This window comes from Streptomyces sp. NPDC107454, from assembly GCF_055582885.1.
Map to the genome: position 1 here is coordinate 131,981 of NZ_JBVJPA010000025.1, position 25,516 is coordinate 157,496.

19 protein-coding genes are annotated in these 25,516 nt (G+C 71.6%); 13 read left to right on the plus strand and 6 right to left on the minus strand.

The annotated features are described in order from the left end of the window. Nucleotides 1-37: 37 nt before the first annotated feature. A complete protein-coding gene (locus ACZ69M_RS44995) occupies nucleotides 38-967 on the plus strand; it encodes an aminoglycoside phosphotransferase family protein (RefSeq protein ID WP_352048119.1) in 930 nt (309 codons plus the stop codon). 27 nt (nucleotides 968-994) lie between these two features. Here ACZ69M_RS44995 and treZ read toward each other — a convergent pair whose 3' ends face one another. Further along, nucleotides 995-2,740: a malto-oligosyltrehalose trehalohydrolase gene (treZ, locus tag ACZ69M_RS45000; protein ID WP_470059396.1), complete on the minus strand. Its 1,746-nt coding sequence runs from the start codon at nucleotides 2,738-2,740 to the stop codon at nucleotides 995-997. Between the two features lie 269 nt (nucleotides 2,741-3,009). Between treZ and ACZ69M_RS45005 the strand changes: the two genes are divergently transcribed. From ACZ69M_RS45005 to ACZ69M_RS45015, 3 genes are all read left to right on the plus strand, one after another. Next, on the plus strand, nucleotides 3,010-3,561 hold the full coding sequence (locus ACZ69M_RS45005) for a DUF1707 and FHA domain-containing protein (RefSeq protein ID WP_352048121.1): 552 nt from the start codon (nucleotides 3,010-3,012) through the stop codon (nucleotides 3,559-3,561). 150 nt (nucleotides 3,562-3,711) lie between these two features. Next, entirely contained in the window at nucleotides 3,712-5,079 is a 1,368-nt protein-coding gene (locus tag ACZ69M_RS45010) for a M14 family zinc carboxypeptidase (protein ID WP_470059398.1), read from the plus strand. Continuing rightward, a complete protein-coding gene (locus tag ACZ69M_RS45015; RefSeq protein ID WP_470059399.1) occupies nucleotides 5,076-5,492 on the plus strand; it encodes an SSI family serine proteinase inhibitor in 417 nt (138 codons plus the stop codon). Before ACZ69M_RS45010 ends, ACZ69M_RS45015 begins: the two co-directional genes overlap by 4 nt. Nucleotides 5,493-5,635: 143 nt before the next feature. Here the strand turns inward: ACZ69M_RS45015 and ACZ69M_RS45020 are convergent, their stop codons facing one another. Continuing rightward, a complete protein-coding gene (locus ACZ69M_RS45020) occupies nucleotides 5,636-6,886 on the minus strand; it encodes a M14 family zinc carboxypeptidase (RefSeq protein WP_470059401.1) in 1,251 nt (416 codons plus the stop codon). A gap of 618 nt (nucleotides 6,887-7,504) precedes the next feature. Here ACZ69M_RS45020 and ACZ69M_RS45025 point away from each other — a divergent pair. Then, on the plus strand, nucleotides 7,505-8,509 hold the full coding sequence (locus tag ACZ69M_RS45025; RefSeq protein ID WP_470059403.1) for a cytochrome P450: 1,005 nt from the start codon (nucleotides 7,505-7,507) through the stop codon (nucleotides 8,507-8,509). On the opposite strand, the gene treY is transcribed toward ACZ69M_RS45025, so the two are convergent. Together treY and glgX are read right to left on the minus strand one after the other, a co-directional pair. Next, nucleotides 8,469-10,874 (minus strand): malto-oligosyltrehalose synthase, encoded by a 2,406-nt coding sequence (gene treY / locus ACZ69M_RS45030; RefSeq protein ID WP_470059405.1) that lies wholly within the window; start codon nucleotides 10,872-10,874, stop codon nucleotides 8,469-8,471. The genes ACZ69M_RS45025 and treY overlap by 41 nt on opposite strands. 60 nt (nucleotides 10,875-10,934) lie before the next feature. Beyond that, entirely contained in the window at nucleotides 10,935-13,043 is a 2,109-nt protein-coding gene (gene glgX / locus ACZ69M_RS45035) for a glycogen debranching protein GlgX (RefSeq protein ID WP_470059407.1), read from the minus strand. A gap of 178 nt (nucleotides 13,044-13,221) precedes the next feature. Here glgX and ACZ69M_RS45040 point away from each other — a divergent pair, with 178 nt between their 5' ends. The 4 genes from ACZ69M_RS45040 (at nucleotide 13,222) to ACZ69M_RS45055 (ending at nucleotide 17,658) form a co-directional block, all read left to right on the plus strand. After that, on the plus strand, nucleotides 13,222-14,037 hold the full coding sequence (locus ACZ69M_RS45040; RefSeq protein ID WP_470059409.1) for a Tat pathway signal sequence domain protein: 816 nt from the start codon (nucleotides 13,222-13,224) through the stop codon (nucleotides 14,035-14,037). A 96-nt stretch (nucleotides 14,038-14,133) separates the two neighbouring features. After that, nucleotides 14,134-15,453, plus strand: a complete 1,320-nt coding sequence (locus ACZ69M_RS45045; RefSeq protein WP_470059411.1) for a copper amine oxidase — start codon at nucleotides 14,134-14,136, stop codon at nucleotides 15,451-15,453. A 113-nt stretch (nucleotides 15,454-15,566) separates the two neighbouring features. Next, nucleotides 15,567-16,805: an SAV2148 family HEPN domain-containing protein gene (locus ACZ69M_RS45050; RefSeq protein ID WP_470059413.1), complete on the plus strand. Its 1,239-nt coding sequence runs from the start codon at nucleotides 15,567-15,569 to the stop codon at nucleotides 16,803-16,805. Between the two features lie 130 nt (nucleotides 16,806-16,935). Further along, nucleotides 16,936-17,658, plus strand: a complete 723-nt coding sequence (locus tag ACZ69M_RS45055) for an exonuclease domain-containing protein (RefSeq protein WP_470059415.1) — start codon at nucleotides 16,936-16,938, stop codon at nucleotides 17,656-17,658. 17 nt (nucleotides 17,659-17,675) lie between these two features. On the opposite strand, the gene ACZ69M_RS45060 is transcribed toward ACZ69M_RS45055, so the two are convergent. Beyond that, the gene (locus ACZ69M_RS45060) at nucleotides 17,676-18,539 is read right to left on the minus strand and encodes a phosphotransferase enzyme family protein (protein WP_470059417.1); all 864 of its coding nucleotides are present in this window, start codon (nucleotides 18,537-18,539) and stop codon (nucleotides 17,676-17,678) included. A 215-nt stretch (nucleotides 18,540-18,754) separates the two neighbouring features. Here ACZ69M_RS45060 and ACZ69M_RS45065 point away from each other — a divergent pair, with 215 nt between their 5' ends. The 4 genes from ACZ69M_RS45065 (at nucleotide 18,755) to mgt (ending at nucleotide 23,168) form a co-directional block, all read left to right on the plus strand. Beyond that, on the plus strand, nucleotides 18,755-19,690 hold the full coding sequence (locus ACZ69M_RS45065) for a carbohydrate ABC transporter permease (protein WP_470059419.1): 936 nt from the start codon (nucleotides 18,755-18,757) through the stop codon (nucleotides 19,688-19,690). Next, nucleotides 19,687-20,520 carry a carbohydrate ABC transporter permease gene (locus ACZ69M_RS45070; protein ID WP_470059420.1) on the plus strand — a complete coding sequence of 278 codons (834 nt, stop codon included), beginning with the start codon at nucleotides 19,687-19,689 and terminating at the stop codon, nucleotides 20,518-20,520. Before ACZ69M_RS45065 ends, ACZ69M_RS45070 begins: the two co-directional genes overlap by 4 nt. A gap of 74 nt (nucleotides 20,521-20,594) precedes the next feature. Then, nucleotides 20,595-21,854, plus strand: a complete 1,260-nt coding sequence (locus ACZ69M_RS45075) for an ABC transporter substrate-binding protein (protein WP_470059461.1) — start codon at nucleotides 20,595-20,597, stop codon at nucleotides 21,852-21,854. A gap of 111 nt (nucleotides 21,855-21,965) precedes the next feature. After that, nucleotides 21,966-23,168 carry a macrolide-inactivating glycosyltransferase gene (mgt, locus tag ACZ69M_RS45080; RefSeq protein ID WP_470059422.1) on the plus strand — a complete coding sequence of 401 codons (1,203 nt, stop codon included), beginning with the start codon at nucleotides 21,966-21,968 and terminating at the stop codon, nucleotides 23,166-23,168. 67 nt (nucleotides 23,169-23,235) lie between these two features. Here mgt and ACZ69M_RS45085 read toward each other — a convergent pair whose 3' ends face one another. Next, the gene (locus tag ACZ69M_RS45085; protein WP_470059424.1) at nucleotides 23,236-25,503 is read right to left on the minus strand and encodes an MMPL family transporter; all 2,268 of its coding nucleotides are present in this window, start codon (nucleotides 25,501-25,503) and stop codon (nucleotides 23,236-23,238) included. Between the last annotated feature and the right edge of the window lie 13 nt (nucleotides 25,504-25,516).

Consider the following 25,516-nt stretch of genomic DNA (forward strand, 5'->3'; position numbering starts at 1 on the left):
CCGGCAGTCCAAGGCCCCCGACGGCAACGGCGCGACCATGACCCAGGCACCGACACCGACCGCGGACACCGTCCGCCGACTGGTCCGTTCGCTGCTCGCCGACAGCGAGACGGCGGGCGCGGGACCCGACGTCCGGCCCGTCACCGAGGGCGGTGAGCACTCCACCTGGTGGGTCGGCACCCGCCATGTGCTGCGGCTCGCCCCGGACCGCGAGACCGCCGTGCGCCGGCGCCGCGAGCTGCGGCTGCGCGACCTCGTCCGTCCGCTCGTCGGGGTCGCGGTGCCGACCAGCGTCGCGCACGGCGACTGGGCGGGCGGCCTGCCCTACACCCTGGACACCCGGCTTCCCGGCCGCTCGGGCGAGGCACAGGACGTCTCCGCGGTCGGGGAGGCGGACCTCGCGGGACTGCTCACGGGGCTGCGCGAGGTGCCCGTACGGCAGGCCGAGGCGCTCGGGGTGCCACGGGCCGCGCCCCGCTCCCTGGAGGAGCTGCGGACGGCCGCGGAGCGGGCCGCGGAGGGGCTCGCAGCCGCCGACGAGTTCGACCCCGGACGCCTCGCCCAGCTCACCCAGCCCGCCGCCGGCCAGCTGGCCGCGCAGACCGCGGCCGCCGTCCTCGTCCACCACGACCTCAGGGGCGACCACCTGGTGGTGAGCGCCGACGGGCGGGTGCGCGGCGTCCTCGGCTGGGCCGGCGCGGTCCTCGGGGACCCCGCCGAGGACATCGCCGGGCTCGCGATCGCCGTCGGCGCCCCCGCCGCCGTACGCGCCGCCACCCTCGCCGACTACGGGGCCCGCCCCTGTCTGCGCGGCCTGTGGCTGTCCCGCTGCGACACGGTGATCCGCCTCGCCGAGCACCTGCGGGGCCGCGGCGAAGGCCCGCTCCCGCTGCTGCGGACCCAACTGGGTCGCGCCTGGGAGCCGATCCTCCTCGAACGGGTCACGGAACTGCCGGGCGACAGCTGAGCCCGGCCGCGCGAAGCCGCCGGGCGCTCACGCCTGCGTCAGCACCACACACGACTCGCCGGGCACGCTCAACACCCCGTTCGCGTCAGGCGTCTCGACCGGTTCCCAGGCGGCCAGCACGCGCGCGTGGCGCAGCCCCAGCGGGATCGCGGCGGCCTCCTTGCCGAGGTTCACCGCCACCCGTACGTCCCCGCGTCGCAGGGCCAGCCAGCGGGCCTGGTCGTCGTAGGCGACCTTGACGGCGGCCAGATCGGGGTCCGCGAGGTCGGGCTGACGCCGACGCAGGGCGATCAGGTCGCGGTACCAGGCCAGCACACGCGCGTGGAGTGCCTTTTCGGGTTCCGACCAGTCCAGGCAGGAGCGGTCACGGGTCGCCGGGTCCTGCGGGTCGGGGACGTCCTCCTCCGCCCAGCCATGGGCCGCGAACTCCCGCCGCCTGCCCCGCCGTACGGCCTGAGCGAGCTCGGGATCGGTGTGGTCGGTGAAGAACTGCCAAGGAGTGCCCGCCGCCCACTCCTCGCCCATGAACAGCATCGGGGTGAAGGGCCCGGTGAGCGTCAGCGCGGCCGCGCAGGCCAGCAGGCCGGGGGAGAGGGACGCCGACAGCCGGTCCCCCTGGGCACGGTTGCCGATCTGGTCGTGGGTCTGGGAGTAGCCGAGCAGCCGGTGCGCCGAGACGCGCGTACGCTCCAGGGGCCGGCCGTGGCGGCGGCCGCGGAAGCTCGAGTACGTGCCGTCGTGGAAGAAGCCGGACGTCAGCGTCTTCGCGAGCGCCGCGAACGGGGACCGTGCGAAGTCCGCGTAGTAGGCCTGCCCCTCACCGGTCAGCGCGGTGTGCAGCGCGTGGTGGAAGTCGTCGTTCCACTGCGCTTGCAGTCCAAGACCGCCCTCCGCGCGCGCGGTGACGAGCCGCGGGTCGTTCAGATCCGACTCCGCGATCAGGAACAGCGGCCGGCCCAGGTCGTCGGCGAGGGCGTCCACGGCCGTCGACAACTCCTCCAGGAAGTGCACCGCGCGCGTGTCCCGCAACGCGTGTACCGCGTCCAGGCGCAGCCCGTCCAGCCGGAAGTCCCGCAGCCAGGCCAGGGCACTGTCGACGAGATACGCGCGCACCTCGTCCGAACCCGGTGCGTCCAGGTTCACCGCGGAGCCCCAGGGCGTCTGATGGGTGTCCGTGAAGTACGGCCCGAACGCGGGGAGGTGGTTGCCGGACGGGCCGAGGTGGTTGTGCACGACGTCGAGGACCACACCCAGGCCGAGTTCGTGCGCCCGGTCGACAAAGCGCTTCAGCGCCTCCGGGCCCCCGTACGGCTCGTGCACGGCCCACAGGGAGACCCCCTCGTACCCCCAGCCGTGCCGCCCGGGGAACGGACACAGCGGCATCAACTCGACGTGGGTGACACCCAGTTCCGCGAGGTGCTCAAGCCGCCCGGAGGCCGCGTCGAGCGTTCCTTCGGGGGTGTACGTCCCCACGTGCAGCTCGTAGAGGACCGCGCCAGGCAGCGGGCGCCCCGCCCACTCCGTGCGCCACGCGTACCGGGCCTGGTCGACCACCGCGCTCAGTCCGTCCGGGCCGTCCGGCTGCCGCCGCGAACGAGGATCGGGCAGCACGGGGCCGTCGTCCACCGCGAACCCGTACCGCGTGCCGTCCTGCGCGTCCGCGTCGCCCGTCCACCATCCGGCGCGCTCCGGATCGCGCTCCAGCGCGCGCGTGGCGCCCGCGCAGTGGAGCGTCATCCGGTCGGCCTCCGGTGCCCACACCTCGAACCGCACAGACGGTTCCCCCTTGTCCGCTCTCTGTTGTCCGCTGCCCGTTGCTTGTTCACCGTTGTCCGCTCTTCGTGACAGAGCGCGACGTGAGTGACGCAACATGTCGTGACGTAGCACGTCCATGGTGCTTCACACGAGATCAATTCGCTTTCGAATCCACCCTTTTGCCGCGTGTTTGCCACGTGATGGACGCGTGGAGCCCACCTGTCGGCGCCGGCGGCCTTTTCCGGGTCTTCTGGACACCCCGCTCCTACTGACCGACAATCACCTCCGTGACGTCGTCTTTCGAGTTCCACACGTACCCCGCGCGGCTGTCCGACGCGGAGCGCGACCGGGCGCTGAAGGCGCTCAGTGACGGCGTCGCCCTCGGGCGTCTCTCGCACGACACGTTCGTCCGCCGGATGGAACTGGCGCTCGCCGCCCGCCGCTCCGACGAACTCGCCGTACTCATCGCCGACCTGCCCACCGAGGGACGCTGGTCGAAACTGGTGTTCGGCACCGTCGAGGCGCTCTCCGGCTTCACCGTACGGCTGCGCAGGGCCTGGCAGGCCGAGCGACTCCCCAAACTGCTGCTGCCCCACCCCGGCAACAACTACCCCCTGCGGATCGGCCGCGACCCCGCGAGCGGACTGCGCCTCAACCACGAGACGGTCTCCCGTGTCCACGCCGAACTGAGCCGCCAGGGCGGCCTGTGGGTGCTGCGCGACCTCGGCTCGACCAACGGGACGACCGTCAACGGACGGCGGGTGATCAGCGCCGCCGTTGTCAAAGAGGGCGACCAGATCAGCTTCGGACGCATGTCCTTCCGCCTCTCGTCCTCCTGAGCGGCCGACCCGCACCCGCATGAGCCTTGGCCTCGGATTCACTCAGCGATTTCCTTAAATTCCCTTACGTTCGACGGTGTTGACGTACCTCCACAGCCGTGACTGACTGTGCGTACACCATGTACATCAGGTGAATCGACGGCACCACATTTGTGGAGGTGTGCCCTGCCGCCACTCCTCCGCTACCCGACCGTGGACGAGCTGGGCGCCCGTGCGGCCGCGCTTGTCGCCCGCCGGCCGCGCGACGCCCGACTGCGCCGCGTGGGCACGTCACGGGCGGGCACGCCGATGTGGCTGCTCTCCGTCGGACACGGCCGCCGCCAGGTCCTCGTCGTCGCGGGACCCCACGCCAACGAACCCGTGGGCGGTGCCACGGCCCTGCGCCTGGCCGAACGGGCGCTCGCCGACCCCCGGCTCCGCGAGGGCGCCGACGCCACCTGGAACCTGCTGCTCTGCCTCGACCCCGACGGCGCCCGCCGCAACGAGGCCTGGCTGTCCGGCCCGTACACCCTCGGCCACTACTTCCGGAACTTCTTTCGCCCCGGCTTCCTCGAACAGCCCGAGTGGCTGCCCGAGGGCGCTGCCGGCGCCACCCTCCCCGAGACCCGCGCCCTCCTCGACCTCCAGGACGAACTGCGGCCGGTCTTCCAGTGCTCCCTGCACGGCGTCGACGTCGGCGGCGCCTTCGTCGAACTGACCCGCGAGCTGCCCGGACTCGCCCAGCGCGTCGCCCACACCGCGGCCCGTCTCGGCATCCCGCGCGAACTCGGCCCCTACGACACCCTGTACTGGCCGAGACTCGGCCCCGCCGTCTACCGCATCCCGCCGCCGCACCCCGGCGACCTGGCCGCCGCCATCACCGAGGCCGCCGTCGAGTCCACCTGGTTCCATCCGCACCCCTACGGCACCGTCACCGCCGTCGTCGAGGCCCCCATGTGGGGCGTCGCGGCCGTGGAGGACGCCACCCGGCCCGCCGACGCCGACGCCGTGCTGCGCTCCGTCAGCCACACACTGCGCCACGACACACGGCTCCTGGAAGGTATCCTCGCCCGGATCCGCCCCGGCCTCGACACCTCCCCTGACGCGGCCTGCCTCCTCGCACCCGTCGACGACTATTTACTCGTCGGCCCCGGCCTCGCCGACTCCTGGGACCCCGACGTGCACGACGTCGGGGCGCGCCCCCTGCCGCCGCTCGACACGGCCCGCCTGACCGCCCTGCGCCTCGCCGGACGCCGGGTCGCCCTGCGCACGGCCGGGCTGCTGCACCAGCTCGTGACCGGCTCCGGGCGCGACCCGAGCGGGGCGCTGCCGGAGCTCGACCGGCTGATCGACGCATGGTGCGCCGACTACCGCGAGGGCTGCGGGGCGCGCTGGATCCCGGTCGCCCGCCAAGTCGAGTACCAGGCGCGCGTGGTGATCGCCGCGTTCGAACTCGCCGGGCGGTACGCGCCCGCGCGCTCCCATTCGAGTGAGGCGGGGTGGGGTTCGCAGGCCGCGCTGCCGATGCACCGGGAATGACGAGAAGCATCCACGCGGTACGCAGCGCCCTCCTCGCGACCGTCGCCCTGCTCACCCTGGGCGCGGCCCCGGCCCAGGCGACGTCCCACCAGGCGTTCCCCGGCAACTGGCTCTACCTCACCCTCACCACCAGCGACGCCCACTCCAGCAGCACCCGCGGCACGCTCCTGCTCTGCGACCCGCCCCAGGGCCACGCCCGCGCGGCCGAGGCCTGCGCCGAACTCGCCACCGCCGGGGGAGACATCTCCCGGATCCCGCCCAGGCCCGACACCATCTGCTCGATGATCTACGCCCCGGTCACCGCCTCGGCGCGCGGGGAGTGGGAGGGGCGGCAGGTGACGTACTCGCACACGTTCTCGAACTCGTGTGTGATGGGGGCTGAGACGGGGGCGGTGTTTGGGTTGTCGGGGTGAGGTGATGTCGGATATCAGATGACGAAATCTGTCATCTGATATCCGTCATCTGAAGCCCGTCATCTGAAATCTGTCATCCGTCAGGCGCGATCTGTGAGTCGCGACCCGTCATCTGTCATCTGTCATCCGTCATCTGTCAGACGTCAAACCACACCGTCCCGCGCATGTCGCGCCGCCGCGACCACGGTGCGGGACTGGTGCTCGACCTGGTGCTCCAGGGGAACCCAGCGGGCCCGGAAGCGTTCGGCGAAGGCGTCGCTCCACGCGGCGACCAGGCGCTCGAGGCGCGGCGCCGCCCGGTCGTCGGCCTCCTGGAGGACTCGCAGCAGCATCGCGGCGGCCCGCAAAGGGAGCCGGCGCCCGAACGCGTCGACACTGCCGACGTACGCCATCGTTGGATCGGGAGGCGGCGTCCGCACCCAGTCGTGGGCCAGGCCCGGCACCAGCTCCAGTGCCCACTTCGCGGCGCGCAGGAGGGGCCCGTCGGGGCCCGGGAGCCTCGGCAGGACCTCCGTGAGCACCGTCTGCACCTGGAACGCGTCGCGCAGCAGCCGGTGTGCCAGGCGTCGCATCGCCGCGTCCGGTGCGGGATGCGGCGCCGGGTCGTCCACGAGGTCGCTGGCCCACATCGGCACCTCGACGACCGCGGTCAGACCGCCGTACCGGTGGGTGTGGTACCAGGTGCTGTGCCGGGCGTCGTCGGGCATGCTCGGGTACGCCGCGTCCGAGCCCGGCGCCGGCATCACGTGCACCCCGGGTCCGGAAGCGGGCCAGCCGGCGGCGTCGGAGGCGCCCGTCTCCACGGGGATGTGCAGTTCCGCCGCGGACTTGGCGAAGGGTTCGGCGAGGCCCGGGATGTCCTTGGTCAGCTGCACCCAGCTGCCGCCGAGATCGGTGCCGTGCAGGGTCACCTGGAGGTAGGGCCGCAGCTCGTCGATGACCCGGGTGAGGGCGCGGGTCTCCGGGGGCAGCCGGTCGGGAGGCAGGACGGAGGGCGACCACTCGGGCTGCTCGGGGCCGGCTGGACGGAAGAACCCGAGGTGGTAGTCGAACAGCGTACGCGGGGCCGGTGTCACATGGAGGCTCGCGCCGTCCGGGTCCGCGCAGAGGAGGAAGTGCCAGGAGGTGTCGGCCCGCAACTCCCGTTCGTGCAGTACACGTTCGGCCAGGGCCTGGAGTGTCGAGCCGCCGGTCGGTTCGTTCGCGTGGGCGCCCGCCACGACGAGGACCGCGCGCTCGGCGTGACCGACGGACAGCAGGTGGAGGGGTCTGCCCGCGCGCGAGACGCCGATCTGTCTGAGGGCGCACAGCCCGGGACGGTGAGCCGCCAACGTCCGAGCGGACGAGACGATTTCGGTCACACTGGGGTAGCGCAACTCCGGCAGGAGACTCACCCCCGACTTGTCCGCCCTGCGTCGCTTTCCGCAGTACTCCACGGTCTGGGGGAACTGTCAAGGAGAAGGCGGGGCGCCGCCCCGGGGTGCCGGGTGGCGTTGATCTCCGCCAGGACGGGCGGACGGCGCCGGAAGGGGCGTACGCGGCGCCGCTCGTGCAGGTCCGAGGGCCGGGGGCCGACCTCGGGAGTCCCGGCGCGGCCCGCTCGTCGTCGCCCACCCCGCACACCGTCCGTCCGGTGCGAGCACTGGGAGCGTGCGCGGTCGCGAGCCGGTCTCAGGGGCGGGCTCCGGTGTCACCCGTACGGGCGTACGAGGACTGCGGTCCGGGGGCCGCGGTGGTCCGCTGGGACAACCACGTGCCGCTCCTCGGCGCGCAGACCCGAGGTGGGAGGCCCGCGGTGTTGTGCCCTCATGGCCTTCCCACAGAAGGCGTTTCGATCGCCCCCACCGCTTCGGTCGCGCCCACCGCTACGGTCGCCCCCGTCGCCCCGCGCGCGACCTCGACACGACCGCCCGTCGTACGACGGCTGCCCGACCCCCCCGAGCCTGCTCACCCCCGGCATCGAACGCGACCCGTACCCCCTGTACCGCATCCTGCGCCAGAAGTTCCCGCTCGTGTACGACCGGCCGTTCGGCGCGTGGCTGGTCAGCCGGTACGCCGATGTACGCGCCGCCCTCGCCGACCCCCGGCTCGTCGCCGCGCCGCCCGGACGCACCCTGGCCCACCTGGAGGGCGGCACGCACAGCGCGCACCGGGCGCTCGTCTCACCGGCGTTCCGCGGACACGCGCTGACCGCGCTGACCGCCGGGGTCGAACGGACGGCGTACGTCCTCGCCCGCCGCCTCGCCGACCGTCAGGAGGCCGACCTGGTCGCCGAGTTCTGCCACTGGCTGCCCACCGCGGCGGCGGTCGCCGCGCTCGGGCTGCCGTACGAGGACACCGCGCGCGTGCACGCCTGGTGCCGCACGGGCCTCGACCACCTCGGCGGCCACCACCCCGAGCTCGACGCCTTCCTGCTCCCGTACATCGCCCGCCGGCGCGCCCACCCGGGCGACGATCTGCTCTCCGCCCTGTGCACGGCGCGGGCGGACGGGCGCCCGCTGTCCGACGAGGTGGTGGCGGGGATCGCCGGGACGCTCCTCGGCGCGGGCGGCGAGGCGACCGCGCACGCGCTGGCGTCGTTCCTCGCCAACCTTCTCGACCACCCGGGCCAGCTGGCGCTGGTCCGCGCCCGTACCGAGCTGACGGCCGGGGCCTGGGCCGAGTCGCTGCGTCGCGATCCCCCGCTGCACATCGTGCTGCGCCGGGCCGTCGAGCCGGTCGGCGCGGTACCCGTGGGCGCCACCGTGGCGTGCCTGCTGGGTGCCGCGGGCCGCGACCCGGCCCGGTTCGCCGACCCGGACCGCTACGACGTCTTCCGGCCCGACCCCGGGCAGCTCGCGTACGGCTCCGGACGGCACTTCTGCCCGGGCGCGCTGCTCGCCCGGCTCACCGCGGAGCACGGCCTGCGCGCCCTGTTCGCCGCCCTCCCGGAGCTGCGCAGGTCCCCGGGCTTCCACCCCGTCGCGGACGGCCTGATCAGCCGCTCTCCCCGGAGCCTGCCGGTCCGTCTGCGCTGACCCGCTCCAGAAGGACCACCGGCGACGGCTCGAAAAGCTCCGCCACACGTGTGTGCCCCGTGAATTCCCGCTCCGGGGTGAGTACGTCCGCCCACCGCCCTTCCGGGAGCGCGAGCCGGGTGTCGCGCCAGCCGCCCGCCTCCGCCAGGCGCAGCGAGAGCCGGGTGACGGCGGAAATCACCTCCCCGGAGCGGACGAACGCCGTGCAGTGCGCGGCGCCCGGCCCCTCCGCCGCCAGCGGCACGTACGTCGCCGCGTCGCCGAAGACCTCGGGGCGCCGCCGGCGCAGCCGCAGCGCCGCCGTGGTGAGCGCGGCCTTCGCCGAAGCCTGCTTCAGGGGCGCGAACGGCTCCCGGTTGTCAGGGTCCACCAGCGCCAGGTACTCGCCCTCGGTGCCCTGGTAGACATCGGGCACCCCGGGCATCGTCAGCTGGACCAGAGCGGCCCCCAGGACGTTCGCCCGGACGTGCGGGGCGAGCGAGGCCCGGAGGTCCGTCACGCGCCGCCCGGGCGGCCCGCAGGGGCCCGCCGCGACGAAGGACGCCACCGACTCCTCGTAGGCGGGGTTCTGCTCGGTCCAGGAGGTGTGCAGCCCCGCTTCCCGGACGTGCTTGAGCAGTGCCCCCTGGACGCGTTCCGTGTCGGCCGGACCCAGTCCGAACACCGTCTGCCACGCGGCCCACGCCGGCTGGGGGTCGGGTACGCCCGTCGTTCCCTCGCGGGTCACCTCGGCCAGTACGTCCGCCCACCGCTCGGGGCACTGGGTGAGCACCGAGAGGGCGGCGCGGACATCGGCGCTGCGTTTGGTGTCGTGGGTGGACAGGGCGGTGCCGGTGGCGGGCCAGTCGCGCTGCACGCGCGCGCAGTAGGCGTGGAAGTCCTCCGGGGACACGGCCGGAGCGCCCGGGTCGGCGCCCACCTCGTTGGCCGACAGCAGGGGCACATAGCGGTAGAACGCGGTGTCCTCCACGGACTTCGCCCGCAGTGCGGACGAGGTCTGCGCGAACCGGGCCCGGAACTCGGCGTGCCCGGGCCCGTCACCGGCCCGCCCGAGCAGCAGGTCCCGCACGACGTCCACGGCATGTGCCTCCTCCGGCACCGTGAAGACCGCCCGGGCCTCTTCGGCGGCCTCCTCCGTCACGACCAGGGAGGCGTCGGTGGACGGATACGGCCGGTACACCTCGACGCGCACCAGGAGCTCGCGCAGCGCGGTGCCCAGGGCCCACGGGGCGTGGTCGCGCGGTTCTGGGCCGGGGGAGGCGGCGCACAGCCGGCTCACCACGCGCGTGAGGCGGTCGAACTCCGTGGCCAGCTCGTGCGTGATCACCTTGTACGCCGCCCGGCGCACCGTCGCCTCCCAGCGGCCGCCCCGATCGGGCTGGGGGGCCGCGAACCGCCGGTACTGGCCGAGGAGTTCCCCCGCGCCCGCCGGGTCCGTGAAGAGGCCGTCGACGTGCCGCAGGGCGTCGTAGCCCGTGGTGCCCGCGACGGGCCAGGCGGCGGGCAGCGGCTCGCCGTCCGCGAGGATCTTCTCGACCACCGTCCAGCGCCCGCCGGTCGCCTCGTGGAGGCGGCGCAGATAGGCGTCCGGGTCCGCCAGGCCGTCCGGATGGTCGATGCGCAGTCCGTCGACCACACCCTCGTCCAGCAGCTCCAGGATCTTCGCGTGGGTCGCCGTGAACACCTCTGGGTCCTCGACGCGCACTCCGATGAGCTCCGAAATGCTGAAGAAACGGCGGTAGTTGAGGTCGGTGCGGGCCAGCCGCCACCAGGCCGGGCGGTACCACTGGGCGTCGAGGAGCTCCGGCAGCGGCAGCCCCGCGGTGCCCTCGCGCAGTGGAAACACGTGGTCGTAGTAGCGCAGTACGTCGCCGTCCACCTTCAGGTGGTCGATCTCCGCGCCGAGCCGGCCCCCGAGCACGGGCAGCAGCAGTCGGCCGTCCCCGGCGTCCCAGTCGATGTCGAACCAGCGTGCGTACGGCGACTCGGGGCCCTCGCGCAGGACCTCCCACAGGGCGCGGTTGTGGCGGGGGGCCATCGCCATGTGGTTCGGCACGATGTCCACGACCAGGCCGAGCCCGTGTCGCCGTGCCGTGCGGGCGAGGGCGCGCAGCCCCTCCTCGCCGCCCAGTTCACCCCGTACACGCGCGTGGTCCACCACGTCGTAGCCGTGCGTCGAGCCGGGGACCGACTCCAGGACGGGGGAGAGGTGCAGATGGGAGACGCCGAGCGAGGCCAGGTACGGCACGGCGGCCTCGGCGGCCCCGAAGGGGAACTCCGGCTGCAGTTGCAGCCGGTAGGTGGCGGTGGGTGCGGCGGGTACCACCGGGGCCGGGATCTCCCGTTCGGGACGCTCAGGTGTCATGGAAACCTACGTACCCGCCTCGCCCTCTTTCGTGTCATCGGCGTACGTCCGAATGACCGGCTATGCGGGCCGTTGCAGCACGGTCAGGCTCCGGTCGAGCAGGGTCAGCCGGTCGCCGGCCTGGACCTTCGCGCCCGTGCCCGCCGCCACCCCGTCCGGGAGGGCCGTGTCGACGACCACCTGCCACTGCCGACCGTGGTTGACCGGAACCACGAACTCCAGGGGCTTGGGCGAGGCGTTGAACATCAGCAGGAAGGAGTCGTCGGCGATGTGTTCACCGCGCGGGCCCGGCTCGGAGATCGCGTTGCCGTTGAGGAAGACCGACAGCGCCTGCGCCTGCGTGGACCCCCAGTCGCGCTGGGTCATCTCGGTGCCCGCCGGGGTGAACCACGCGATGTCGGACAGCTCGTCGTGGGTGCCCTGGACGGGCCGGCCGTGGAAGAACCGGCGCCGCCGGAAGACCGGGTGGTCGCGGCGCAGCCACACCATCGCGCGCGTGAAGTCCAGCAGCTCGCCGTCGTCCTCGGGCCACGGCACCCAGGCCAGCTCACTGTCCTGGCAGTAGGCGTTGTTGTTGCCGTTCTGGGTGCGCGCGAACTCGTCGCCGTGGCTGAGCATGGGCACGCCCTGGGAGAGCATCAGCGTCGCGATGAAGTTGCGCTTCTGGCGGGCCCGCAGCGCGAGTACGGCCGCGTCGTCGGTGTCGCCCTCGGCGCCGCAGTTCCAGGACCTGTTGTGGCTCTCGCCGTCGCGGTTGTCCTCGCCGTTGGCCTGGTTGTGCTTGTTGTTGTAGGAGACGAGGTCGTTGAGCGTGAATCCGTCGTGGCAGGTGACGAAGTTGATGGAGGCGAGCGGACGGCGGCCGTCGTCCTGGTAGAGGTCGGAGGAGCCGGTCAGCCGGGAGGCGAACTCCGCCAGCGTGCGCGGCTCGCCGCGCCACAGGTCCCGTACGGTGTCGCGGTACTTGCCGTTCCACTCGGTCCACAGCGGCGGGAAATTTCCCACCTGGTAGCCGCCCTCGCCGACGTCCCAGGGCTCGGCGATCAGCTTCACCTGGGAGACCACCGGATCCTGCTGGACCAGATCGAAGAACGACGACAGCCGGTCCACCTCGTGGAACTGGCGGGCCAGCGTGGCCGCGAGGTCGAAGCGGAAGCCGTCGACGTGCATCTCGGTGACCCAGTAGCGCAGCGAGTCCATGATCAGCTGGAGCACGTGCGGGGAGCGCATGAGGAGCGAGTTGCCGGTCCCCGTGGTGTCCATGTAGTAGCGGGGGTCGTCCGCGAGGCGGTAGTACGAGGCGTTGTCGAGGCCCCTGAAGGACAGCGTCGGGCCCAGATGGTTGCCTTCGGCGGTGTGGTTGTAGACCACGTCCAGGATGACCTCGATCCCGGCCTCGTGCAGTGCCCGGACCGCCGACTTGAACTCCAGGACCTGCTGGCCGCGGTCGCCCCAGGACGCGTAGGTGTTGTGCGGGGCGAAGAAGCCGATCGTGTTGTAGCCCCAGTAGTTGTTGAGGCCCATCTCCACCAGCCGGTGGTCGTTCACGAACTGGTGTACGGGCATCAGCTCCAGGGCCGTGACACCCAGCTCCGTCAGGTGTTCGATGATCGCCGGGTGGGCGAGTGCCGCGTAGGTGCCGCGCAGTTCCTCGGGCAGCGCCGGATGCTGCATGGTCAGGCCCTTCACATGGGCCTCGTAGATCACCGTGTGGTGGTATTCGGTGCGCGGGCGCCGGTCGTCGCCCCAGTCGAAGTACGGGTTGACCACGACCGAGGTCATGGTGTGCGGCGCCGAGTCCAGATCGTTGCGCTTGTCGGGCGCCCCGAACGGATAGCCGTACACCTCCTTGCCCCACTTGATCGAGCCGCTGATCGCACGTGCGTACGGATCCAGTAGCAGCTTCGCGGAGTTGACGCGCTGTCCGCGCTCGGGCGCGTACCGCCCGTGCACCCGGAACCCGTACCGCTGCCCGGGCATGATCCCCGGCAGGTACGCGTGCCGTACGAACGCGTCGCTCTCGCGCAGTTCCACCGCCGTCTCCGAGCCGTCGTCCTGCAGCAGACACAGCTCGATGCGGTCGGCGGCCTCCGAGAAGACCGCGAAATTGGTACCGGCGCCGTCGTACGTGGCACCGAGTGGATATGCCTCTCCAGGCCAGACCTGCATGGATATGACTCTTCCAGTAGTGCCGCGCCCCTGGGGGCAACTCGGGGTCGAGTCTCCCCGAAACTGAGGGAACCTCCTATGACTTATGTCCCTCTTACCCGCTGACCAGGCATACGTCGTATGCCGAACCAGTGGGGCTCAGATCACTCCTGGAAAAACAGAGGGAGTAGGGGGAAATGTGCGCAAGATAGTGCACCGCCACCTGGGAAAGGTGGTGGCGGGTGCCGCCGTCGCGGTGGCCGGGACGGCCGTGATGGTCGGGATCACCCTTCCGGGCTCGGCGGGGGCCGATGAGAGCTCGGGCGGCCTGCGCGGCGGCAGCCAGGCCGCACAGCAGGCGGGACAGGGACAGGGGCAGACGGCCGTCGAGCCCGGTGTCGTCGAGCGGGCCCCGGCCGAGGGCGACAAGGGCACCGGCCGTGATCCGCTGACCGACGACGAGACCAAGCGGGTCGAACAGATCGCGCTGAACCGGCAGTTGTCGACCTCCGGCAAGAACGTCGAGGGGCAGCGCGGCCCGCAGCGCATCGGTGTCGACCTCGCCGACCCGGAGGAGAACGAACTCGACGACCCGAACGCGCCGCGCCGCGCGGACGTCACGTTCTACGACTACAAGGACGACACGCTCGTCACCAAGACGGTCAACCTCGGCAGCGGGAAGGTCGAGCGGACGGACACCCAGCACGGTGTCCAGCCGCCCATCAGCCTGGGCGAGATGACCGAGGCCGCGAAACTGCTGATCGCCGACCCGCTCGGCGCGGGTCTGCGGGCCGACTACAAGGACGCCACCGGCAAGGAACTCACCTCGCCCGACCAGCTGACGCTGAACAGCATGGTCTACCGGGCGACCTCGGGCGCTCAGCCCGCTCTTCTCGCGAAGTGCGGCGAGCACCGCTGCGTGAGGCTGTTCCCGAAGGTCAGGAACGGGTCCTGGATCGATGCCCGTCAACTGGTGATCGATCTGAGCGCACGCAAGGTCGGCAAGCTCGGCTGAGCCGCGACCGACGCGCTCCCGGCGGCTGAGCCGCCTTCGTTCACTTTTCCAACCCACCTCCTTCTTTCGCATGCTTTCGCAAGGAGTCTCTTCGTCATGCGCGTGAACAGAATCAGTCGTGCCCGCAGCCGGGCGGCGGTCGGTCTCTCGGTGGCCGCACTCGCCGTCGGCGCGACGACGGCCGCGGGTCCGGCCGTCGCCCAGCCCAAGGCCGCGCCCGCGGCGGCCCCCAGCTGCAGCGCGGCGTACAAGATCGAGCAGAAGCTCTCCACCGGCACCACCTGGCGCATGTGCTGGCACTACGAGAGCGAGGCCGGGCTCGTCCTGGAGAACATCTCGTACCAGCCCAAGGGCGAGGCCCAGCCGATCAGGGTCCTCACCAGTGCCAAGCTCGGCCAGATCCACGTCCCCTACGACGACGGCAAGGCCGAGTACGACGACCTCACGGGCGCCGGCTTCGGCCAGGGTCTGATGAACATGGCGCCCGGCGAGTGTCCCGGCGGCACCATCAAGACCGTGAAGATCCCCAACGCCTGGGACCCGCAGCACCCGAACGTCAACGGCCTGTGCACCACCACCCGTTCGCGCGGCCACGCCTACCGCATGGAGGCCGACACGGGCAACAAGGTCTACCAGACCCAGGGCAAGGACCTGCTGATCTACACCGCCAACAAGGTCGGCTGGTACGAGTACATCACCGAGTGGCGCTTCCAGGACGACGGCACCATCAACATGAACATCGGTGCCACCGGCAGCCTCTCGCCCGGCGACTACGACGCGGGCGACGGCCGCGGCTGGCCCATCGGCAAGGGCGCCAAGGCCTACGCCACCAGCCACAGCCACAACGTCTTCTGGCGGCTGGACTTCGGCCTCGACGGCTCCTCCAAGAACAAGGTCGAGCAGTACGACTCCGTCGTCAGCCCGCCCCGCAACGGCAACGAGGGCCCGACCAACAAGACCACCCTCACCAAGATCACCAAGGAACTCGCGGGCGACGCCGCGAACATGCGCTGGTGGCGCGTCGTCAGTGACACCGGCAAGAACAAGGACGACCACGCCCGCAGCTACGAGATCGTCCCGGGCGCCACCACCAAGTACCTCGGCCGCCCCTTCACCAAGCACGACGTGTACTTCACCGAGTACAAGAAGTGCGAGCAGTTCGCCACCGACAACCTGCTCAACTGCGGCGCCGGAGCGGGCAAGTCCGTCGACACGTACGTCAACGGACAGACGCTCACCCACCCCATCGTGTGGGTCAACGTGGGCTTCCACCACATAGCGCGCGACGAGGACCAGCAGCCCATGCCGGTCCACTGGCAGGGCTTCTCCCTCGCTCCGCGCGACGTCACCGCTATGAATCCGCTCACTCCGCCGGAGCTCGCCAACCAGAACGGGCATGTGGAAAACGGTAGTTGAGAAACGACCTGTCCATCGGGCTGCACCGCCCGCCGCTCCCGGAGTACCCTTCCTTGATCGTTGAGTGGGGCTGACCCACGGAAGAGCTCGGGGGAGCGGAAGGCGGTGCGCGGGTGGGCTCGGGAGGGCTGGAGTTGCCTCCTGGTGACGAGGGTCACGAGGGGAACTCCACAGATGTCCCACCCGGCGCGGTGTCCCTGGCACGGCCGATGGAGATGGGATCCATTGGACCGGAACTGGACTGGGGCGCCGACGCCTGGCGTGAGGTGCGTACGCGCGCCCAGCGAGCCGGCCGTGCCTACATCTGGCTGAACCTGGTCGAACAGCGGCTGCGCGCGGTCGTGGCCGCTGTTCTGCGTCCCATCTACGAGCCCGTCCACGGCGACGACTGGGTGGTCGCCGCCGCCGGACCCGCCGGGCAGGAGTGGGTGCAGCGCGCGGTCGCCGTACGCGAAGTCAGCCGCCGCAAGGGCTACCTGCTCGACCCGGCCGACGACAACGTGCTCAGCTTCCTCACCCTGCCGCAGCTGCGCGAGCTGATGGTGCAGCACTGGCCGTGCTTCGAGCCCTACTTCGACGAGCGCCGGGACGTCGAACTCGCGCTGGACGAACTGGAAGTCACCCGGAACGTGGTCTCCCGCAACCGGGCCCTGTCCGAGGCGGTCCTGGGACAGGCCGAGCGGGCCGCGGCCAAGCTCCTGGAGGTCCTCGGCGCCGGCAGCGACGTGCCCTCCGCGCGCCGGCTGCCCGTCGACGCCGTCGAGGACCTGGTCGGCGACCGGTACGCGGACGTGGTCGGCGTGCACTCCGACCGGGTGCGGCTGCTGCGCCAGTTCCCCGCCGAGGACCTCTTCGGCGGCGCCCGCCGCCTCGACGCCATCGGTATCGGCCTGAACCTGCTGGTGCAGAACTTCTCCGGGCGGCGGCTCGTGCGTCTTGCCGAGACGGGCTGCCGGGTGCGGCTGCTCTTCCTGAACCCGGCATCCAGCGCGGTCAAGCGGCGCGAGCGTGAACTCGGCATCAAGCGAGGCGAGTTGAGTCGGGCCGTGGAGATGAACATCCTGCACATGCGGCGGGTGCGGGCCCGGCTGCGCGACCCCGGCGCGTTCGAGATTCAGGTGTACGACGAGACGCCGCGCTTCACGGCGTACCTCGTCGACGGGGACGGCTCCGACGGCATCGCGATCGTGCAGTCGTATCTGCGCCGCGCCCGCGGCATGGAGGCGCCGGTGCTGGTGCTGCGCGGCGGTGGCCGGGTGGTCAAACCGGATGAGATCGGCGAAGAAGGTCTCTTCCCGACATATCGCGAGGAGTTCGAGGTGGCCTGGGCGGATTCGCGCCCGGTGTCCTGAAGTGTCGCCCCGACCCCGGTCGTGACGTGGTGTCCGGCGCGGGAAGCGGAACGCGGTCCTCGGACTGTCAGTGGCTCGTGCGATCGTGGAGACCACTGGGGGAAAGCACCACGAAGAAGGGGGGCCGCCCATGGGCTGGCACCGGGAGCTGCTGATCGGCTTCGACCTGGAGACGACCGGGACCGATCCGCGCGAGGCGCGCATCGTCACGGGTGCCGTGATCGAGGTCAAGGACGGAGAGCCGATAGGGCGCCGTGAGTGGCTGGCCGATCCGGGCGTGGAGATTCCGGCGGACGCGGTGGCGGTGCACGGGATTTCGAACGAGCGGGCGGCCACGGAGGGCAGGCCCGCCGACCAGGTCGCCGACGCGATCGCCGACGTCCTCACCGGGTACTGGAAGAGCGGCGTCCCGGTCGTGGCGTACAACGCGGCCTTCGACCTGACCCTGCTCTCCGCCGAGCTGCGCAGGTACGGGCTGCCGTCCCTGCGCGAGCGGCTCGGCGGGACCGACCCCGCGCCGGTCGTCGACCCGTACACGATCGACCGCTCCGTCGACCGCTACCGCCGAGGCAAGCGCAACCTCGAAGCGGTCTGTACGGAGTACGGCGTGTCGCTGGACTCCGCCCACGACGCCTCGGCCGACGCCCTCGCCGCGGCCCGCCTCGCCCGTGCGATAGCCGACCGCCACCCGAAGGTCGCGGCCCTCGGTCCGGCGGAGCTGCACCGCCGCCAGATCGAGTGGTACGCCGAGTGGGCCGCCGACTTCCAGGGCTTCCTGCGCCGCAAGGGGGAGACGGACGCGGTGGTCGACGGGACATGGCCGATGCGGGACCTGGCGGACCAGAAGATCTAGCGTCAGAAGGTCCAGCGTCAGAACGGGTACCAGCGCACCGTCTCGTCCCCGTCCCGCAGCGACGCCACCCTTCGCTCGAACTCGGCCAGGGCCTTCGGACTGCTCGGCGCGTGCTGGGCCACCCAGGCGCAGCTGGCGGTCTCGCGGGCGCCCCGGAGTACGGAGCAGCCCTCCCACGCGCGCACATCCCAGCCGTAGGTCTCGGTGAAGGAGTCGTACGCCTCGGCGGGCAGCCCGTAGCGGTCGCGGGAGAGCGCCATGACCACCAGGTCGTGCTCGCGCAGATCGGCGGAGAAGGTCTCCAGGTCGACCAGGACCGGGCCGTCGGGACCCACGTGCACATTGCGGGGCAGCGCGTCGCCGTGGATCGGGCCCGGCGCGAGATGCGGGGTGAGCGCGGCCGCGGCGTCCGCGAAGCCGTCGCGCCGCGCCCGCAGATATGCCGCGTCCGCGGGGTCGATCGCCTCGCCCGCGAGCCGCAGCCAGCGCTCCACCCCGCCCAGCAGTTCGCGGGGCGGCAGGGGGAAGGAGGGGGAGGGCAGTGCGTGCACCACCCGTAGCAGTTCGGCCAAATCCCGCGGCTCGGCGGGGCGTACGGGATCGGGGAGCCGGTGCCACACCGTCACCGGGTGGCCGTCCACCAGCAGAGCCTCGGTCTCGGCCGCCCGTACCGCGGGAACGCCCGCCTGGGCGAGCCACGCGGCGATGTCCAGTTCCCGCCGGGCGCGGTCGAGGAGTTCGGCATCGCGTCCCACCTTGACCACCAGGTCACCGGCGGCGAACACCGCGTTCTCGCCCAGGGCGAGGAGCGTCGCGTCCCGCGCCGGCCCGGGCAGCACCTCGGCCGCGGCCAGTACGTCCCGCGCCCGTGCCTCGTCCATCCTTCGCCTCCGTGTCCTCGCGCACAGCCCGTGCACGACCCTCGTGTACGACCTTCGGGTAAAGCGTCGCGTTCCCGCCATCCGTCGGCCAGTGTCGCATTCGCACAGGTCGGACCGTGTGCGAGGTGTCTTGACGACCTCCGTCTCCGTCAGGACCATGACGGGGGCCGCCGGGACGGCCAGACCGCCACGAGTCGCGCGAAGGAGCCGATTCCATGACATTGGCGAGCGCGACCAGGCGGCCGGCGACGCGCACCCCCGATGCGGGCGGGAGGCGGCGCCCCGTCGACCACGGAGCCTGGTTCCTGGTGCTGCCCGCGCTGATCCCGATCCTGGTGCTCAGCGTCGGACCGCTGCTCTACGGGATCGCGCTGGCGTTCACCGACGCGCAGTCGGGCCGGACCGCGCCCACACAGTGGATCGGGGCGCTCAACTTCCAGGACCTGCTGCACGACACCCTGTTCTGGGACTCGTTCCAGATCGGACTGCTGTGGGCGGTCGGGGTGACCGTGCCGCAGTTCCTCCTCGCCCTGGGCCTCGCACTGCTCCTCGACCAGGACCTCCGCCTCCGTCCGCTCGCCCGCGCCCTCGCGATCATTCCCTGGGCCATGCCCGAGGTCGTCGTCGGCATCATGTGGCGGCTCGTCTACAACCCCGACGCGGGCATCCTCAACGAGACCCTGCGCGACCTCGGCCTCGGCGACGGCCACGACTGGCTGAGCGGTCTCGGCACCGCCCTGCCCGCGGTGATCGTCGTCGGCGTCTGGGCGGGCATGCCCCAGACCACGGTCGCGCTGCTGGCCGGGCTGCAGAACACGCCGCGCGAACTCCACGAGGCGGCCGCGATGGACGGCGCGGGAGCCTGGCGCCGCTTCCTGACCGTCACCTGGCCCGCCCTGAGACCGATCGCCCTCGCCATCTCGGCGCTCAACTTCATCTGGAACTTCAATTCCTTCGCCCTGGTCTATGTGCTGACCAACGGCGGACCCGGCGGCCGGACCCGGCTCCCCATGCTCTTCGCCTACGAAGAGGCCTTCCGCTACGGACAGTTCGGCTACGCGGCGGCCATGGGCTGCGTGATGGTCGCGGTCATCTCGGTGCTGCTCGCGATCCGGCTGGCAGGCCGGCTGAAGGGAGACGAGGACGCGTGAAGACCCGTAAAGGGGCCCGCGCGGGCCAGTACCTCGCCCTGCTCGCCTATCTCGTCTTCCTGGCCTTCCCCTTCCTCTGGCTGATCTCCACCGCGTTCAAACCGGCCCGCGAGCTGGCCAGTCTCCGCCCCACCTGGATCCCCCGGAGCCCCACCCTCGCCAACTTCCGCCAGGCCTTCGACGAGCAGCCGCTGCTGCACGCCGCGCTCAACTCGCTGCTCGCGGCCCTCGGCGCGGCGGTCGTCGCCGTACTGATCGCGACCCCCATGGCCTACGTCATGGCGCGCCACCGCACCCCGCTCGCGAAGGCCGCCACGGGGTGGGTCGTGGTCAGCCAGGCGTTCCCGTTCGTGCTCGTGATCATCCCGCTGTTCCTGGTCCTGAAGAACCTGCGGCTGATCGACTCCCTCCCCGGACTGATCATGGCGTACGTGGTGTGGGCGCTGCCGTTCGCGCTGTGGATGCTGGTGGGGTACGTACGGGCCGTGCCCGCCGAGCTGGAGGAGGCCGCGGCGGTCGACGGCGCGGGAAGGACGCGGACGCTCCTTTCCGTCACCGCTCCGCTGCTCGCGCCCGGCATCGTGGCGACGGCGCTGTTCGCGTTCATCAGCGCGTGGAACGAGTTCTTCTTCGCGCTCGTGCTGCTCAAGACCCCGGAGAATCAGACCCTCCCGGTCGTCCTCACGCACTTCATCGGGGCGGAGGGGGTCGCGGACCTCGGCCCGCTCGCCGCGGCGGCGACCCTCGCGACCCTGCCGTCCCTGGTCGTCTTCGCGATCATCCAGAAGCGGATCACGGGCGGCATGCTCGCCGGGGCGGTGAAGAGCTGATGCGCGGGAAGCTGATCCGCAGGAAGCCGGTGGGTGGGAAGCCGGTGCGCGCGAGGGGATGTGTCGCGCTGGTCATGGGGCTGCTGCTCCTGCTGGGCACGGGCTGCTCCGGTGGCGGCAGCGGATCGCAGGGCGGCCGGATCACCCTGCGCTTCCAGTCCCTGGCCTGGCAGCAGGAGTCCGTCGCCGCGAACAAAGCGCTGGTGAAGGAGTGGAACGCCACCCATCCGGACGTCAAGGTCGAGTACGTCCAGGGCAGTTGGGACAGCGTCCACGACCAGCTGCTCACCTCCTTCGAGGGCGGCGAGGCGCCGGACATCATCCACGACGCCTCGGACGACCTCGCGGACTTCGCCTACGGCGGCTATCTCGCCGATCTGCGCACGCTGCTGCCCGCGCGGCTCAAGTCCGACATCCCGCAGCACAGTTGGGACACCGCGACCTTCGGGGGCGGGGTCTACGGTGTGCCCTTCCTCCAGGAGCCACGCGTCCTGATCGCCGACGCCGGATGGCTGAAGGCGTCCGGAGTCCGCATTCCGACGCCCGAACGGCCCTGGACCTGGGGCGAGTTCCGTACGATCGCGAAGCGGCTGAGCGGCAAGGGCAGATACGGCGTCGCCTGGCCGCTCAGGGAACCCGTCTCGGCGACGCTCAACCTCTCCCTCTCCACCGGCGGACAGCTGTTCCACCGGGGCGCCGACGGCAAGGTGACCGTCCGCTTCGACACGGCCGACGCCGTGGTGCCGAGGACCGTGCACGACGAGGTGAACACGGACCGCAGCGCCTCCAGCGCAACGCTCGGCATGGGCGGCTCCGACGCACTGCCCGGCTTCTTCGGCGGGAAGTACGCGATGGTGCCGGTCGGGTTCTCCTACCGCCAGCAGATCGCGCAGCAGGCGCCCAAGGGCTTCGACTGGCAGGTGCTGCCCGCCCCGGCCGGCGCGGACGGGCTCACCCAGGGCGTCAGCCCGCAGACCCTGTCCATCGCCGCCGACAGCCCGCACAAGAAGGAGGCCGCCGCGTTCATCGACTTCCTGCTCAGGCCGGAGAACATGGTCCGCCTCGCCCTCGGCGACTGGATGCTGCCCACGGGGACCGAGGCGCTCAAGGACCCCGCCCTGCACACCGCCAAGGACGGCTGGGCGACCGGCGCCGCCCTCGCCTCCCACCTCCGCCCGGCCCCCGCCCAGTCCGTGCGCGGCTATCCCGAGTGGAAGGACAAGGTGGCGACCCCCGCGTTCCAGGAGTACTACAGCGGAGCGATCGGGCTCGCCGAACTGAGAAAGCGGCTGGTGGGGGACGGGAACCTGGTACTGGCCCGCTATCAGAGGTGAGGGGTCAGGGTCAGAGGTGAGAGGGCAGGGCCGGCCCCGTGGCGGCGGTGGCCGTCGGCACGTGCGAAAAACACGTTGGACGAGACGTCTCGTCTTGTCTAGGGTCCTCGCATGACCACCCGCCCCGCCCACATCGCCATGTTCTCCATCGCCGCCCACGGGCACGTGAACCCGAGCATCGAGGTGATCCGCGAGCTCGTGGCGCGCGGTCACCGTGTGACGTACGCGATTCCGCCCGCCTTCGCCGAGAAGGTCGCCGAGACGGGGGCCGAGCCGAAGCTGTGGCACTCGACCCTGCCCACGGACGACGACCCGGAGGCATGGGGGACCGAGCTGATCGACAACATCGAGCCGTTCCTGACGGACGCCCTGCAGGCCGAGCCGCACCTCGCGGCGGCCTACGAGGGTGACGAACCGGACCTGGTGCTCTACGACATCACCGCGTACCCGGCCCGGGTGCTCGCCCACCGCTGGGGCGTCCCGATCGTGCAGCTCTCCCCGAACCTCGTCGCCTGGGAGGGGTACGACGAGGAGGTCGGCAAGCCGCTGTTCGAGCCGCTCAAGCGGACCCCGCGCGGCAAGGCGTTCTACGACACCTTCGCGCGCTGGATCGCGGAGAACGACATGGACCTGAGCGTCGAGGACTTCATGGGCCGCCCCGACCGGTGCCTGGTCCTCATCCCCAAGGCACTCCAGCCGAACGCCGACCGCGTCGACGAGAAGCGGTACACCTTCGTCGGCGCCTGCCAGGGCGACCGCGCCGCGCAGGGGGACTGGCGGCGGCCCGCGGACGCCGAGAAGGTGCTGCTCGTGTCGCTGGGCTCCACCTTCACCAAGCAGCCCGCCTTCTACCGCATGTGCGTCGAGGCCTTCGGCGGGCTGCCGGGCTGGCACGTCGTGCTGCAGATCGGCCGCTTCGTCGACCCCGCGGAGCTGGGGGAGGTGCCCGGCAACGTGGAGGTCCACCCGTGGGTGCCCCAGCTGGCCGTCCTCCGCCAGGCCGACGCCTTCATCACGCACGCCGGAGCGGGCGGCAGCCAGGAGGGGCTGGCCACCGGCACCCCGATGGTCGCCGTACCGCAGGCCGTCGACCAGTTCGGCAACGCCGACCTGCTCCAGGCGCTGGGCGTGGCCCGCCACCTGCCGATGACGGAGGCCACGGCCGGCACCCTGCGGGAGGCGGTCCTCGCCGTGGTCGAGGACCCAGAGGTGGCGCGTCGCCTGCGGGAGATCCAGGAGCGCTCGGCGGGAGAGGGCGGCACCGGGCGGGCGGCCGACCTCATCGAGGCGGAACTGCGCCCGCGCCAGGCGTAGCCCCTGCGCACGGCAACGTGGCCGAGGCAGGTGCGCCCCGGCCACGTACGACCTCACCGTGCGGAGATCAGACGCCCACCTTCTCGCCCTCGACCGCCGGCGGTCCGGACGCGGCCTCCGGCGACTCGTCGTGGGTGAAGTCCGGCAGCCGGTTCAGCCACTTCGGCAGATACCAGTTGCGCTCGCCGAGCAGCGCCATCACGGCCGGCAGCAGCACCCCGCGGATGATCGTCGCGTCGATGAGCACCGCGGCCGCCAGGCCCACACCCATCTGCTTCATGGACTGCATGGAGAGCGTCCCGAAGATCGCGAAGACGGCGACCATGATGACGGCGGCGCTGGTGACGACACCGGCCGTCGTGACCACCCCGTGCCGGATCGCGTCCTTGGTGTCCCGGCCCCGCAGCCGCGCCTCGCGGATCCGCGAGACCACGAACACGTGGTAGTCCATCGAGAGCCCGAAGAGGATCACGAAGAGGAACAGCGGCAGCCAGGTGATGATGGCGCCCACGCCCTCCGCGCCGACCAGCGAGGCGCCCCAGCCGTGCTGGAAGACGGCGACCAGGATGCCGTAGGCCGCCGCGACCGACAGCAGGTTGAGCACGATCGAGGTGATCGCGATCGTCAGCGAGCGGAACGAGAGCAGCATCAGCAGGAAGGCGAAGACGACCACGAACGCGAAGACCGGGGCCACCGAGCCCAGCAACTGGTCGCTGAAGTCGTGCGATCCGGCGACCTGTCCGGTGATCGGCGCCTGGACGCCGTCGACCTTGCCGAGCGTGTCGGGCCGCACCTTGTCGCGCAGCAGCTGAAGGCTCTTCTCCGCCTTGTCCTGGTCGGAGCCGCCCACGAGGGGCACGTACACGAAGGCGACGTTCTGCGCCGCGTGCACCTTGATGTCGACCGGGCCGCGCGAGGCACCCGAACTGATGGCCTGCGTACGGAAGTCGGCGAGCGCGGACTTCACGTCGGCGGCGTTGATGTCGTGTGCCTTGACGACCACCTCGGCCGGTTCGGAGCCGCCCGGGAAGGCTTCGTTGACCCGGTTGTACGTCCCCACGATCGGCAGCGAGTTGCCGAACTCCTTGTCCAGCGTCAGCTGTTGCGTCTTCATGCCGAGGGCGGGAGCGGCGATGGCCAGCAGCGCACCGGCCGCGACGACCAGCGAGACGGCGGGCTTGGCGAGTACGACCCGCAGCACCGCGCTCCAGAACCGGCTGCCCTCCTCGGCGGACCGGACGCGCTTGCCCCTGGCGCGCCGCTTGTCCGGGTGCAGGAACGGCAGGCGGCCCTTCTCGACCCGCTCGCCGAGCAGCGAGAGCAGCGCGGGCAGCACGGTGACCGAGCCGACCATGGCGACCGCCACGACCATCAGCGAGGCCAGCCCCATCGCCTCGAACTCGGCGAGCCCGGTGAAGAGCATGCCGGCCATCGCCACGCACACCGTGACACCGGAGACGACGATGGCGCGGCCACTGGTGGCGGCGGCGATCCGCAGCGCGGCACCGGCGTCCCGGCCGGCCTCACGCTCCTCGCGCTCACGGCGCAGATAGAACAGGCAGTAGTCGACACCGACGGCCAGACCCACCAGGAGCATCACGGAGTTGGCGGTGTCGCTCATCGGCTGGAGGTGGCTGACGATGCCCATCAGACCCATCGTCGCCATGATCGCGGTGAGGGCGAGCGCCACCGGGAGCAGCGCCGCCACCAGGGCGCCGAAGGCGATCAGCAGAATGCCGAGGGCCACCGGCACCGCGGAGTACTCGGCCTTCTTGAAGTCGTCGCCGAACGCGTCGGAGAAGGTCTTCTGCATGCTGGCGCCGCCGATCTCCTCGATCCGCAGCCCCGCGTGGTCCTTCTGGACGCCCTTGACGGCGTTCAGCACCGGCTCGACGCGGTCGCCCGCGGTGTCCGCGTCGCCCCGCATGTCGAACTGCACGAGCGCGCTGCGCCCGTCCCTGGAGATCGTCTTCGTGTCGTACGGGGAGGTCACGTCCGTGACCTTGCCGGTCCCCTCGACGGCCTTGACGAGGGCCGTGACGGCGGCGCGGAAGTCGGCGTCCGTCGCCTTGACGCTCGCGTCCTTCCCCTGGATCAGGACGCTCTCACCGGCCGGGGCCTTGATCCCCGAGTCCTCGATGATCTTCGCGGCGGTGTGCGTCTCGCCCTTGAGCTGATCGCTCTCCTTGACGTCGACGCGGCCCGCCGCGGAGCCGAGCCCCATCGCCAGGACGACGAACAGCACCCAGATTCCCACGGCGGCCCATCGGTGCCGGGCGCTCCAGCCGCCTGCCCGCGCGGCGATGCCCCGCACCCGTATGTCTCCGTTCCCCATGACGGGCCAGCCC